This window comes from Corynebacterium sp. 2571A (assembly GCF_055700935.1).
Genome location: NZ_JASTTE010000005.1, coordinates 212,665 through 226,060, shown reverse-complemented (window position 1 = coordinate 226,060; position 13,396 = coordinate 212,665). Strand labels below are relative to the sequence as shown.

Annotated in this window: 12 protein-coding genes and 1 tRNA gene; 5 read left to right on the top strand and 8 right to left on the bottom strand. The window is 65.2% G+C overall.

Going from position 1 to position 13,396, the window contains the following annotated elements:
• Positions 1-217: 217 nt before the first annotated feature.
• From QQS53_RS11140 to QQS53_RS11130, 3 genes are read right to left on the bottom strand one after another with little or no spacing between them, the layout of a single operon-like run.
• A complete protein-coding gene (locus tag QQS53_RS11140) occupies positions 218-1,102 on the bottom strand; it encodes a phosphoribosylaminoimidazolesuccinocarboxamide synthase (protein WP_472775886.1) in 885 nt (294 codons plus the stop codon).
• 26 nt (positions 1,103-1,128) lie between these two features.
• Positions 1,129-2,559, bottom strand: coding sequence for an adenylosuccinate lyase (purB, locus tag QQS53_RS11135; protein ID WP_472775885.1), 1,431 nt, complete (start codon positions 2,557-2,559; stop codon positions 1,129-1,131).
• A gap of 22 nt (positions 2,560-2,581) precedes the next feature.
• Positions 2,582-3,259 (bottom strand): metal-dependent transcriptional regulator, encoded by a 678-nt coding sequence (locus tag QQS53_RS11130; protein WP_368534240.1) that lies wholly within the window; start codon positions 3,257-3,259, stop codon positions 2,582-2,584.
• 54 nt (positions 3,260-3,313) lie between these two features.
• On the opposite strand from QQS53_RS11130, the gene nrdI reads away from it, so the two are divergent.
• Both nrdI and nrdF read left to right on the top strand, forming a co-directional pair.
• A complete protein-coding gene (nrdI, locus tag QQS53_RS11125; protein WP_472775884.1) occupies positions 3,314-3,748 on the top strand; it encodes a class Ib ribonucleoside-diphosphate reductase assembly flavoprotein NrdI in 435 nt (144 codons plus the stop codon).
• A 62-nt stretch (positions 3,749-3,810) separates the two neighbouring features.
• A complete protein-coding gene (gene nrdF, locus QQS53_RS11120) occupies positions 3,811-4,812 on the top strand; it encodes a class 1b ribonucleoside-diphosphate reductase subunit beta (protein WP_472775883.1) in 1,002 nt (333 codons plus the stop codon).
• Between the two features lie 34 nt (positions 4,813-4,846).
• On the opposite strand, the gene purD is transcribed toward nrdF, so the two are convergent.
• Positions 4,847-6,136, bottom strand: coding sequence for a phosphoribosylamine--glycine ligase (purD, locus tag QQS53_RS11115; protein ID WP_472775882.1), 1,290 nt, complete (start codon positions 6,134-6,136; stop codon positions 4,847-4,849).
• A gap of 34 nt (positions 6,137-6,170) precedes the next feature.
• Between purD and QQS53_RS11110 the strand changes: the two genes are divergently transcribed.
• Positions 6,171-6,596, top strand: coding sequence for an HIT family protein (locus tag QQS53_RS11110; RefSeq protein WP_472775881.1), 426 nt, complete (start codon positions 6,171-6,173; stop codon positions 6,594-6,596).
• Here the strand turns inward: QQS53_RS11110 and QQS53_RS11105 are convergent.
• From QQS53_RS11105 to QQS53_RS11095, 3 genes are all read right to left on the bottom strand, one after another.
• Positions 6,593-8,071 carry a sensor histidine kinase gene (locus QQS53_RS11105; protein ID WP_472775880.1) on the bottom strand — a complete coding sequence of 493 codons (1,479 nt, stop codon included), beginning with the start codon at positions 8,069-8,071 and terminating at the stop codon, positions 6,593-6,595. The genes QQS53_RS11110 and QQS53_RS11105 overlap by 4 nt on opposite strands.
• A gap of 42 nt (positions 8,072-8,113) precedes the next feature.
• The gene (locus QQS53_RS11100; protein WP_290226384.1) at positions 8,114-8,824 is read right to left on the bottom strand and encodes a response regulator transcription factor; all 711 of its coding nucleotides are present in this window, start codon (positions 8,822-8,824) and stop codon (positions 8,114-8,116) included.
• A gap of 259 nt (positions 8,825-9,083) precedes the next feature.
• On the bottom strand, positions 9,084-10,826 hold the full coding sequence (locus QQS53_RS11095) for a pyruvate dehydrogenase (RefSeq protein WP_368534233.1): 1,743 nt from the start codon (positions 10,824-10,826) through the stop codon (positions 9,084-9,086).
• A gap of 179 nt (positions 10,827-11,005) precedes the next feature.
• Between QQS53_RS11095 and QQS53_RS11090 the strand changes: the two genes are divergently transcribed.
• Together QQS53_RS11090 and QQS53_RS11085 are read left to right on the top strand one after the other, a co-directional pair.
• Positions 11,006-12,499 (top strand): MFS transporter, encoded by a 1,494-nt coding sequence (locus QQS53_RS11090; protein ID WP_472775879.1) that lies wholly within the window; start codon positions 11,006-11,008, stop codon positions 12,497-12,499.
• A complete protein-coding gene (locus tag QQS53_RS11085) occupies positions 12,486-13,034 on the top strand; it encodes a TetR/AcrR family transcriptional regulator (RefSeq protein ID WP_472775878.1) in 549 nt (182 codons plus the stop codon). Before QQS53_RS11090 ends, QQS53_RS11085 begins: the two co-directional genes overlap by 14 nt.
• A 96-nt stretch (positions 13,035-13,130) precedes the next feature.
• Here the strand turns inward: QQS53_RS11085 and QQS53_RS11080 are convergent.
• Positions 13,131-13,206: transfer RNA gene (locus QQS53_RS11080), tRNA-Thr, on the bottom strand.
• Positions 13,207-13,396: the final 190 nt, after the last annotated feature.

The window sequence follows — 13,396 nt, the reverse complement described above, 5'->3', positions numbered from 1 at the left end:
CTACAATGGCTAGTGTTCCGCTCGCCTTCTTTAGCAAAGCCTTCTCCAATCACAGAAGTAGTTCTCACCTTCAATCGATATATCTATCAAAGCAATACGTCTCCGTCAAGACTCGAGGTTCATAACCAACTGACGTTACAGAGTTTTCACGAGCGATAGAGTGCCGCGACGGAACAAAAGCGATCGTGGAGCATTCTGAGCTGCTTCCAAAGATGAACTACCCCACCCACTCGATGAACTGCTTGCCCGACAGGCGCTCGTAGGCCTCGATGTAGCGAAGGCGGGTGGCGGAGACAACCTCGTCCGGCAGGGCCGGCGGGGTGGTCTCGGAGGCCTTGTCCCAGCCGGATTCCGGCGAGGTCAGCCAGTTGCGGACGTACTGCTTGTCGAAGCTGGGCTGGACCTCGCCCTCGACGTAGGAGCCGGCCGGCCAGTAGCGGGAAGAGTCCGGGGTCAGCACCTCGTCAGCCAGAACGAGGGTGCCGTCGCTGTCCAGGCCGAACTCGAATTTGGTGTCGGCCAGGATGATGCCGCGTTCCTCGGCGATCTGGGCGGCCTGGGCGTAGATGGTCAGCGTGGCGTTGCACAGCTGGGCGGCGCGGTCGGCGCCGAGGTCTTTCACGACGCGCTCGTAGGTAACATTCTCGTCGTGCTCGCCCTGCTCCGCCTTAGTAGCCGGGGTGAAGATGGGCTCCGGCAGGCGGGAGGCCTCCACCAGGCCGGAGGGCAGCTCGATGCCGCAGACCGTGCCGTTGGCCTGGTATTCCTTCAGGCCGGAGCCGGTCAGGTAGCCGCGGGCCACGCACTCGAAGGGCAACATCTTGAGCTTCTTGACCACGAAGGCCCGCCCCAGGACCTCTTCCGGGATCCGCTCGTCGTCGACCGGGCCGGCCAGGTGGTTGGGGAAATTGATGGCGTCGAAGAAGAACTGCGAGGTCGCAGTCAGCACCCGCCCCTTGTCCGGGATGGCGGGCTCCAGGGCGAAGTCGAAGGCGGAAATCCGGTCGCTGGCCACCATGAGCAGCGTGTGCTCATCGATGGCGTAGATGTCGCGGACTTTGCCGGATACGAGGTGCTGATAATCGCTAAGACGTGGTCGCATGCCCCACATCTTAGCGCGCCGGCAGGCTAAATAATCTCGCCCGGGCGGTACTGGGCGGCCTGGGGGTGCTGGTCCGCCTTTTCAGCAATCCGGGACAGAACCTGGCCTACCTGCGCTTCCGCAGCGCCGATGAAGGCGTGCTTGTCGGCGAGGGCCTCGTCCAGGGCAGCCCTGTCAAGGGGGAGGCGCTCGTCGGCGGCCAGGCGCTCCACCAGGTCTTGGTCCGCGCCGTTTTCGCGCATGTTCAGCGCCACGGCTACGGCGTTTTCCTTGATGACCTCGTGGGCGGTCTCGCGGCCGACCCCGGCGCGCACAGCCGCCATGAGGATGCGGGTGGTGGCCAAGAACGGAAGGTAGCGCTCGAGCTCGCGGTCGATCATGGCCGGGAAAGCACCGAACTCCTCCAGCACGGTCAGGAAGGTCTCGAACTGGCCGTCGAGGGCGAAGAAGGCGTCCGGCAGCGCGACGCGGCGGATGACCGAGCAGAAGACGTCACCCTCGTTCCACTGCTGCCCGGCCAGGTCGCCGACCATGGTGAGGTAGCCGCGCAGGATGACCTGGAAGCCGCAGACGCGCTCGCAGGAGCGGGCGTTCATCTTGTGCGGCATGGCAGAGGAACCGACCTGGCCTTCCTTGAAGCCCTCGGTGACAGTCTCATTGCCGGCCATCAGGCGGATGGTGGTGGCCAGCGAAGACGGCGCCGCGCCCAGCTCGACGAGGGCGGAGACCGCATCGAAGTCCAACGAACGCGGGTAGACCTGCCCGACGGAGTCGAAGATCCGGCTGAAGCCGAGGTAATCCGCCACGGAGGTCTCCAGGGAGGACAGCTTGTCGTGGGACCCGCCCATGAGATCCAGCATGTCCTGGGCCGTACCCATCGGCCCCTTGATGCCGCGCAGCGGGTAGCGCCCGAGCAGTGCCTCGACGCGTTCGATGGCCAGCAGCATCTCATCGGCGGCGGAGGCGAAGCGCTTGCCCAGGGTGGTGGCCTGGGCGGCGACGTTGTGGGAGCGGCCCGCCATGACCAGGTGCTGGTACTTGTCCGCGTGCTCACCCATGCGGGCCACCACGGCGATGGCCTTGTCCCGGATGATCTGGAGGGAGCGGTAGATCTGCAGCTGCTCGACGTTTTCGGTCAGGTCGCGGCTGGTCATCCCTTTGTGGATGTGCTCGTAGCCGGCCAGCGCGTTGAATTCCTCGATACGCGCCTTCACGTCGTGGCGGGTAACGCGCTCGCGCTGGGCGATGGAGTCCAAGTCGACGTCTTCGACCGCTGCCTCGTAGGCGCTGATCGCCTCTTCGGGGATATCCACCCCCAGGTCTTTCTGAGCGCGCATGACCGCGATCCACAGCTGCCGCTCGAGCACGATCTTGTGCTCGGGGCTCCAGATTTCGGTCAGCTCCGCCGAAGCGTAGCGGGAGGACAGGACGTTGTTAATCTTCTTCTTTTCAGCCACAAGCCCTCATTATTCCACGTGACTAAGACGCGGGGGCAACCCAGATGGCGTCGGCGGCAGCTGCCCCCAAGTGTACGGATCCTTCCTGCGTCACCACCTCAACCGTCTCCGTGTACGCCGCCCCCGCTTGGGTGCGCACCTCCACCCCGGCGCGCACGCCGTGGGCAGCCAGGAAGCGCAACAATTCGTCATCCGCGTCGGAGATGCGCTCCACGCGGGCCTTAGCCCCCACTGGCAGCTGGCTAAGCTGCACTGCACTCGGCTGGTCCACCACACCATCAGCGGTGGGAATCGGATCGCCGTGCGGGTCACGGGTGGGGCGGCCGAGCGCGTCATCGATGCGCGCTACCAAGAGATCGGAGACCGCGTGCTCGAGGACCTCGGCCTCCGCATGGACCTCGTCCCACGTGTACCCCAGCTTTTCCTGCAGGTAGGTCTCCAGCAGGCGGTGGCGCCGGACCATTTGGACCGCGAGCTCGCTGCCTTCCTCCGTCAGGTCAAGCGCCCCGTAGCGGGTGTCGGTGAAGAGCCCTTGCTGCGTGAGCTTACGAACGGCGTCGGACGCCGAGGACAACGTGACCCCCACGCGGGCGGCCAGCGCGGTTTTGGTGACCGGTTCGGGGGACCATTCCTTCAACAGCCACGCGGCTTTGAGGTAGTTCTGCGTGCTAACCGGCAGGTCATTGAGCTCGATGTCCATGGGGATACTCTAACAAACTTGAAACTACGGACTGCCGTAGTTTAAATTTACCCCATGCCGTATTCTGCCGATTCGTTCCGGACGTGCGCGGCCGATTTGATCTACTTTTCCTCCGCCTCCGAGAACACCCACCGTTTCGTAGCCCAGCTCAACCGGCCCGCCGCGCGCATCCCCCTGCGCCCTAAACGCGAACCCATGCTGCTGGCCACTCGGCCTTTCGTTTTGGTCGTCCCCACCTACGGCGGCGGCAACCGCGCGCAAGCGATCCCGCGCCAGGTGCGCGCGTTCCTCAACGTGCCCGCCAACCGCGCCCTCTTGCGCGGCGTCATCACGAGCGGAAACACCAATTTCGGCGAGGATTTCTGCGTCGCCGGAAAACTGATTGCTGACAAGACCGGGGTTCCGGAGCTGTACCACTTCGAGCTTTTAGGCACCCCCTTCGACGTCGAACGCGTCAACGCGGGACTGGCCTATTTCTGGGCCCACTAAGCGGCGGCAATACGCAACGCTTTTACCCACCCCACCCACCAAGCCTTAAAGGAGAGCAAGAATTGTCCATTATCTCGCAGTCCGTCACCCCGCCCGAGCTCAAGCGGACGCCTTCAGCCCGCGTGCGGCCCATCAACTGGAACCGCACCCAGGATCCGAAGGACCTAGAGGTCTGGAACCGGCTGACTTCCAATTTCTGGCTGCCCGAGAAGGTCCCGCTGTCCAATGACTTGAACGACTGGCACGGGCTAACAGCCACGGAACGCACCCAGACCATCCGCGTTTTCACCGGGCTGACCCTGCTGGACACGCTCCAAGCCACGGTGGGCGAGGTCTCCCAGATCCCCGACGCCCAAACCGAGCACGAGGAAGCGGTCTACACCAACATCGCTTTCATGCAATCCGTGCACGCGCGCAGCTATTCTTCGATCTTTTCAACCCTGACCACCACGGAGGAAATCGACGCCGCCTACCAGTGGGCGGTGGACAACGACCTGCTTCAGCGGCGCGTGAAAATGGTAGCCCGCCACTACTTCGGCGCGGACAAGCTGAAGCGCAAGGCCGCGGCCACCTTGCTTTCCTCGCTGCTGCTCTACGCGGGGTTCTATCTCCCGCTCCACTTCGCCGCGCGCGGCACCCTAACCAATACCGCGGATCTCATCCGCCTCATCTTGCGGGACAAAGCGGTGCACGGCTACTACTCCGGCTACAAGTTTCAGCGGGGCCTGGAAAAGGCCCCGCACCGCGCCGCGGAGCTCGACAACTTCGTGCACGATCTGCTCGACAAGCTCTACGAACTCGAGCTGCAGTATTCGGCAGAGCTCTACGAGCCCTTGGGGCTAATGGACGGCGTGGCCACGTTCGTGCGCTACAACGCCAATAAGGCGCTCATGAACCTGGGATACCCGGCGCGCTTTGACTATTCGTCCACGGCCGTGGACTCGGCGGTACTGACCGCGCTGGCCCCCAGCGCGGACGAGAACCACGACTTCTTTTCCGGATCGGGCTCCTCCTACGTCATCGGCCGCGCCGAGGCCACCAACGACGCAGACTGGAGCTTCTAACGCTGGTGCCCGACCAGCCGGGCGCCCGCGCCTGCTAGCGGTTACGGCCGGGCACCTCGATGCGCCCTTCCTGGGCGGCCAGCGCGATGTCGCGGCGGTAGAAGCCGCCGTCCATGGTGATGCCTTCGAGCACCGCGTAGGCGGCCTCGCGGGCGGCGGCGAGGGTCGAGCCCTTGCCCAGGGCGTTGAGCACGCGCCCGCCGTTGGATACCACCTTGCCCTCGGCCACGGTGGTGCCCGCGTGCAGGATGCGCTCCGGATCCTCCAGGGCGTCGCCGGTAATTTCGTCGCCCTTGCGCGGGGAGGCCGGGTAGCCCTCGGCGGCCAGCACCACGGTCACGGCGAAGGCGGGCTCCCATTCCAACGGGCTGAGCTCCGCCAGCTTGCCGGTGGCCACCGCGTTGAGAGCTTCTGCCAGCGGGGAGGTCAGCAGGCTCAGCACAGCCTGGGTCTCCGGATCGCCGAAGCGGCAGTTGAACTCGATGACCGCCGGGCCCTCCGGGCCCCACGCCAGGCCGGCGTAGAGAAGACCCGAATAGGGGGTGCCGCGGGCGACCAGCTCGCGGGCGACGGGCGCGCAGACCTCGTCGACGATGGTGCTGACGCCGTCCTGCGGCAGCCACGGCAGCGGCGTGTAGGCGCCCATGCCGCCGGTGTTGGGGCCTTCGTCGTTGTCGTAGGCGCGCTTGTGATCCTGGGCGGGCAGCAGCGGCACGACGGTTTCGCCATCAACTAGGCAGAACAGGGAGACCTCCGGGCCGGGCAGGAAGGACTCGATGAGCACCGAGTTGCCGCCGTTGTGCACTGCCTTGATGTGCTCCTCGGCCTGCTCGCGGTCCTCGGTAACCACCACGCCCTTGCCGCCGGCCAGGCCGTCGTCCTTGACCACGTAGACCGGGCCGAATTCGTCGAGGACCCGGGAGATCTCGTCCTCCGCGGCGTCCGGGCCGATGGTCTCCGCGTGCGCGGTGCGCACGCCGGCCGCGTCCATCACGTCCTTGGCGAAGGCCTTGGAGCCCTCGATCTGGGCGGCCTCCTGGTTGGGGCCGAAGACCGCGATGCCGGCGTCCCGCAGGGCATCGGCGACGCCGGCCACCAGGGGAACCTCCGGGCCGATGACCACCAGGTCCGCGGCGATGTCCTGGGCCAGGCCCGTCATCTGGGCCGGGTCGTCTACCTGGGTATAATCCGCGTGCACGGTGGCGATCCGGTCCATGCACGGGCTGCCCGGCGCCACATGCAATTCAGTGGTCGCCGGATCAGCGGCTAGTCCTTTCAAGAGGGCATGTTCGCGGCCGCCCGAGCCAATCACGAGAATACGCATGCCGTCTATCTTAACTTGCCGGTAGCCTGGGGCCATGGCTTCTGTATTTACCAAGATCATCGACGGAGAACTCCCCGGCCGCTTTGTCTACCGGGACGAGCAGTGCGTGGCGTTTTTGTCCATCGAGCCGCTGCGTTACGGGCACACCCTGGTCGTGCCGGTGCAAGAGGTTGACAAGTGGACTGACCTCGATCCGGAGACCTGGGGCCACCTGAACCAGGTCGCCCTGCGCATCGGCCAGGCCATCAAGAACGCTTTCGGAACCCCGCGCGCCGGCTACATCATCGCCGGCTTCGACGTCCCCCACACCCACATCCACCTCTTCCCCACCGAGAAGATGTCGGAATACGATTTCTCCAAGACCTACGCCGCCGAGGACACCGACCCGGCCGCCATGGACGAGGCCGCAGCCCGCATCCGGCAGCACTTGGGCACCGACGCGGAGGGCCGCCCGGCCTAATCCGCCGAAGCCGCTGGGTCGTCGGCCTCCGGATAGGCCGGCAGGCGCACGGTAAACACCGACCCCTCCCCCGGGGTCGAATCCACCGTGATGCTGCCGCCGTGCTGTTCCACCAGGGATTTCACGATGGCCAGCCCCAAGCCCGAGCCGCCCGTGTCACGCGTGCGCGAACTATCCTCGCGGTAGAAGCGCTCGAAGATGTGGGCGGCTACTTCTTTGTCCATGCCCTTGCCGTCGTCGATGACGTCGAGCAGCACGTCGGTCGCGTCTCGGCGCAGCTGCAGCGTCACCGCCGCGTCATCGCCGCCGTGGCGGATGCCGTTGGAAATCAGGTTGAGCAACACCTGGTGCAGGCGGTCCGGGTCGCCGTCGACCACGGGCACGGAATTCGACTTGTTGACCACCTGGATGTCCCGGCCGGGGAAGGCCGCCCGGGCCGAGGAGCCGACCGACAAGGCCAGCTCCAGCATGTCCACCGGCTTCTTGTCCAGCCGGTTGCCCTCGGCGCGGGTGAGCGAGAGCAGGTCCTCGACCAGCAGCGACATGCGGGTCGACTCGGAGTCGATCTTGGACAGGACCAGGTCCACGTCCTGGGTAGCCCCGGAGCGGTAGAGCTCCGTGTAGCCGCGCAGGCTGGTCAGCGGGGTACGCAACTCGTGGGAGGCGTCGCCGACAAACCGGCGCATCTGGCCCTCTTTCATCTGGGCCTCCTCCACGGAGCGCTGCAGGTGCCCCAGCATGACGTTGAGCGCGGCCGCCAGCTGGCCGACTTCGGTGTGCAGCGGCCACTCGGGCACGCGCTTGTTCAGATCCCCGGCGGCGATCTCCGAGGCGGTCTTTTCCACCACCCGCAGCGGGCGCAGGGCCCACCGGATGGACCAATACCCGGCCAGCGCGATGAGCGCGATGACCAGGGACAGGATCAGCACCTGGACCACCGCCAGGCCCTGCAGGATGCTGGCCTCACTACCCAGGGACTTGGCCACGACCGTGACCACCCCGTCGGTCTCGAAGGCCTGCGCGCGCCACTTGACCTCGTTGACCGCGGAGTCGGTCGTGGACTCCACCGTCTCCGGGGAGCCGCCGATGTAGAGGCCGTCGACCCGCGGCATGGAGTCGAAGACGTTGAAGTATTCGATGGAGCCGTTGGGGTAAATCTTGATGACGCAGAAGTCCGTCGGCGGGCGCTGCGAGCGGTCGCCCAGGTTGAACAGCTCGGGGCTTTGCGCCCAGCCCTTGGCCGCGGAGGCGATGTCCTCATCCACGCGGTTGTACAACACGTCCCGCATGATCGAGGAGACAGCCACGGAGCTGCCGACCAGGCCCAGGCCGGAGACCACGACCAGCAGGACCACCAGCCAGGTGCGCAGGGGCATGGCGGTGGTCTTGAAGCGGCCCTTGAACACCCGCTTCACCTTGCCCCACGCGGAGGTAGGTGCTGCGGCCTGCCGGGCGCTAGTTTCGGTATCGGTCATGCTGGGGACGGAGCAATCTCTCTGGAAGGTCAGGGACGGGTTTTAGCTGCGCGGGGTGCGCAGCACGTAGCCCACGCCGCGGACGGTGTGGATGAGCGGGGTGTCGCCGGTATCAATCTTGCGGCGCAGGTAGGAGATATAGGACTCGACCACGTTGCCGTCGCCGCCGAAGTCGTAGTGCCAGACGTTGTCCAGGATCTTGGCCTTGGACAGGACGACCTCCTTGTTCTGCATGAGGTAGCGCAGGAGGTTGAACTCGGTGGGCGAAAGATCGATGATCTTGCCCGCCTTGGTGACCTCGTGGGTGTCGTCGTTGAGAGTCAGGTCGGCGTAGGACATGGTCGCGTTGTTGGACTCGTCCTCCACGCTGGCCCCGCGGCGCAGAATGACGCGCAGGCGGGTGATGACCTCTTCCAGGCTAAAGGGCTTGGTCACGTAGTCGTCCGCGCCAATGGTCAGGCCGTGGATGCGCTGCTCGACGCTGTCCTTGGCGGTCAGGTAGAGCGCCGGGCCGTCGAGGCCCTCGGAGCGCAGCTTGCCCAGAAGCTCGAAGCCGTCCATGCCCGGCATCATGACGTCCAGGATGTAGGCGTCCGGGTTAATCTCGCGGGCAATCCGCAGCGCCTCGGTGCCGGAATTGGCCGTGCGCACGTCGAAGCCCTGGAATTTCAGGGACACGGTCAGCAGCTCGACAATATTGGGCTCGTCGTCTACGACGAGGATTTTAACGTTTTCGGTGCTCTTGTCGTCCATTGTTGTGACCATCGCTTTCTACTATTGGGACCTCTCAGCCCGCCGGTACCGTGGACCTACTCGAGGCGAAGTCCGCGCCCGGTGCGGGGCTGCTAGGAGAGAATCTGGTTCTCTCAGCTACTACACAGCAGTCTGCCACTTCAATTATCAAAGGTACTGACCGGTTACTGCAAGGACCCTGTGAGTTAGAAAAAGCGGGCCCAGCCGTGCCGGGCCCGCAGCTTTCACCGAAAACGCGTGGTACTAGACCTCGAAAGCGCTAGACCACGGAGGCCGGGATGTTGCGCAGGTTGGACTTAGCCATGCCCAGCATCTTGCCCACGCCGCCGCCAAAGACGGTGCGGGTGGCGGCCTTGGAGAAGCCCAGCAGCTGCTCGAAGGTCAGCGTCGGCGGCAGGGACAGCGCGTTCGGGTCCGTGATCATGTCGATCAGCACCGGGCCGTCGAAGGCCATGGCCTCCTTGATCTGCTTGCGGGCCTTCTTCGGGTCCTCGATGCGGATGCACTTGATGCCGGCGGCTTCCGCGATCTTGGCGTAGTTGACCGGCGCGTGGTCGGTCTGGAACTCCGGCAGGCCCTGGACCAGCATCTCCAGCTTGACCATACCCAGCGAGGAGTTGTTGAACACGAACATCTTGACCGGCAGGTTGTGCAGCTTCACGGTCAGCAGCTCGCCCATCAGCATGGACAGGCCGCCGTCGCCGGAGAAGGTGATGACCTGCTTGTCCGGGTTGGCAGCCTGGGCTCCGATGGCCTGCGGCAGGGCGTTAGCCATGGTGCCGTGGCGGAAGGAGCCGATCTGCTGGCGCTTGCCGTTGGCGGTGATGTAGCGCGCACCCCAGACGTTGCACATGCCGGTGTCCACGGTGAAGATGGCGTCGTCGTCGGCCTCGTCGTCGATGATGTCCGCCAGGTACTCCGGGTGCAGCGGGGTCTGCTTGTCCACGTCCTTGGTGTAGGCCTCCACCACGTGGTTGAGCTTGCGGTAGTGCTCCTTGAGCATCTTGTCCAGGAAGGAGCGGTCGGTCTTTTCCTCGACGCTCGGCAGGATGTTGGCCAGCGTGGCGGCGACGTCACCGACCACCGGGTAGGAGATCTTAGTGCGACGGCCGATGTGGGCGCCGTTGATGTCGACCTGGGCCACATTGTGCTTGGGCAGGAAGTCGTTGTACGGGAAGTCCGTGCCCAGCAAGATGAGCAGGTCGGCGTCGTTGGTGGCGTCGTGCGCGGCGCCGTAGCCCAGCAGGCCGTTCATGCCGACGTCGAAGGGGTTGTCGTACTGGATGTACATCTTGCCGCCCAGGGCGTGGCCGATCGGGGCCTTGACCTTCTGGGCCAGCTCGAGGACCTCCTTGCGGGCATCCTTGACGCCGGCGCCCACGAACAGAGCCACGCTCTTGGCCTCGTTAATGGCCTGGGCCAGGGCAGCGGCCTCGCGCGGGTCCGGGTAGACGACCGGACGGCCAGTGGAAATCACCGAGTCGGCGAAGGTGTCATCGTCGGCCTCCTGGGTGGTGACGTCGCCCGGGATAACTAGGACGGACACGCCGTTGCCGGCCATGGTGGACTGGATGGCGTGGTGGAGGACCACCGCGCCCTGCTCGGCGGAGTTAACCATCTCGCAGTAGCCGGAGCACTCCTGGAAGATGGCCTCGGGGTGGGTCTCCTGGAAGAAGGTGGAGCCGATCTGACGGGACGGGATGTGGCTGGCAAGCGCCAGCACCTTGGCGCCGTTGCGGTTGGCGTCGTACAGGCCCTGGATGAGGTGGGTATTGCCGGGGCCGCAGGAGGCCGCGCACACGGCCAGCTCGCCGGTGGTCAGGGAGTCGGCCTCAGCGGCGAACGCTGCGGCTTCCTCGTTACGGACGTGCACCCACTCGATGTCCGACTGGCGTACGGCGTCGACGATCGGGTTCAGCGAGTCGCCTACCAGACCGTAGATACGGCGGATGCCCTGCTTTTCTAGCGTCGCTACCAACTGTTCAGCGTATGAACGAGCCATGATTCAACTCCTTTGGCTATTAATTATTCTCCTTCGCCATTGTGCTCTCAAACTGGCCAAATATCCATGTTCAGGGGTTATAAGGCTCGCCTTCTCACAGGCGGCGCGCCTCTATGATTTCCGCCACTCCCCGCCCTCTTGGTTGCAAACAGTACCGAACGGTCGTTACAGTAATCGACATGCAAACGACGACGACTCTGCGCCCCGAGGAGACCATGCCTAAGGGCGCCCGCTGGTCCTTCTTCGCCGTTATCTCCTCCGGCCTTTTGATGGTGGGACTCGACAACTCGATTCTCTACACCGCGCTGCCCGCGCTCAACGAGCAGCTCCACACCGACTCCACGCAGCAGCTGTGGATCATCAACGCCTACGCGCTGGTGCTCGCCGGCCTGCTGTTGGGCACCGGCACGCTGGGCGACAAGATCGGCCACCGCCGCATGTTCGTGTACGGCCTGTGGATCTTCGGCGCCGCCTCCCTGGCGGCCGCCTTCGCCCCGTCGGCCTGGGCGCTGGTTGCCGCCCGCGCGGTCCTGGGCCTCGGCGCCGCCATCATGATGCCGGCCACCCTGGCGCTTATCCGCTTGACCTTCCACGACGAGGTGGAGCGCAACACCGCCATCGGCATCTGGGCCTCCGTCGCCGTCGTCGGCGCCGCCGCCGGCCCGACCGTGGGCGGGCTCCTGCTCGAGCACTTCTGGTGGGGCTCGGTCTTCCTCATCAACGTTCCCATCGTGCTCATCGCGCTGGTGGCTACCCGGCTGCTGGCGCCGCCGAATATCGCCAACCCGGACAAGCACTGGGACCTCATCTCTTCGCTGCTGGCCCTAGTCACCCTGTCCAGCCTGGTCATGGCCATCAAGTCCGCGGCCAGCACCGAACCGAACTGGGGCATGGTAGCCGGCACGCTCATCGTCTGCGCCATCGGCGGGTCCTTCTTCGCCCGCCGCCAGCGCCAGCTGACCGAGCCGCTGCTAACCTTCGACGTCTTCCGTTCGCCGGTCTTTACCGGCGGCGTCCTGGCCGCCGGCGGGGCCATGTTCGCCATGGCCGGCGTGGAGATGACCACCACGCAGAAGCTCCAGCTGGTCGATGGCTTCAGCCCACTCCAGGCAGGCCTGGTCGTCTCCGCGATGGCCATTGCCGCCGTGCCGACCTCGACGCTGGGCGGGGCTACTTTGCACCGCGTGGGCTTCCTGCCGCTTATCTCCGGCGGATTCGTCCTTATGGCCGCCGGGGTCGGGGCCGCCTTCTGGGCCGGCCGCCACGACGCCCTCTGGCTCTTCGTCGTCGCCATGGTCTTCGCCGGCATGGGCGCGGGCCTGGCCATGTCCGTGGCCTCGACCGCCATCATCGGCGCCGCCCCGCCGCACCGCTCCGGCATGGCCGCCAGCGTGGAGGAAGTCTCCTACGAATTCGGCACCTTGCTCTCCATCGCAATCACCGGTTCCCTGGTCCCGCTGTTTATGGCCCAGGGCCTGCCCGACAACATCGCCGCCCTCGGTATGGAGGCCCTCTACCAAGACTCCACCCACGCGGCAGCCGCCGTGGCCTACAATGACGGTTACATGTACACGCTTTGCATCCTGGCCGCAGTCACCGTGGGCTTCGCCGCAGCCACCGCCTACTGCTTCCGCCACAACCCCAAGTCCGGTGGTTCCGTTGGCTCGCACTAGCAAGAAGGATCAGATCCTGGCCAGCGCCATTGAGATCATCGGCCAAGACGGCATCCACGCCGTGACCTACGACCGCCTGGCGGAGAGCACCGGGCTGTCCAAGTCCGGGCTCATTTACCACTTCCCCTCCCGGCACGCCCTGCTGCGCGACATCCACACCTATGGCGCCGCGCGCTGGGAATCCGAGCTGGAGGACTACGCCGGCGGGCGCACAGCCGACGATCTCACCCCGGCCCAGCGCCTGCGCGCCCTGCTGAACTCCCTGGCGAAAAACGATCCCCTCGCCGAGCTGCTGATGAATATCCACGCCCAGACCGACCCGGAGTACTCCGCCCCCTGGGAATCCGTCAGCCTGCGCTGGGGCCCCGACCCAGCCGCCGCAATCGCTAACGATGCCGACCTGACCGAACTCATCGCCCTCATCATGGGCGAGGGCCTCTGGATCCACGACCACATCACCGAGACCAAGCTCAGCGCCGACAACCGCGCCAAGCTCATCGAGTTCATGCTGAGCCAGCTGCCAGAGGAAAACTAAGTTCGGGAGTCGCGGCCAATTTTCGGACATTTTCTGGGCACTTGGGCGATCGGTATCCAGCCCCTGCTCCCGGAAAACGCCTGTGAGATGGCGTTGTGGAGCTGGAGACGAGACTTGAACTCGCAACCTACGCATTACAAGTGCGTTGCGCTACCAATTGCGCCACTCCAGCCTTCGGCACGGGTGGGTTGCACGCCGTGACGACGTGTAAATGCTACCTTACGGGCTTTCGGGGGACGAAAAGAGTGGCGGCGATGGGGCTTTAAGGGTACCTAAAAGGCGCGGGTGAGGGCGGGTTATGCGTGAGCACTTTTAAGGCACTAGGCTTCCGGGTAGATTCCTTATTTCACCCGTTTTCACTC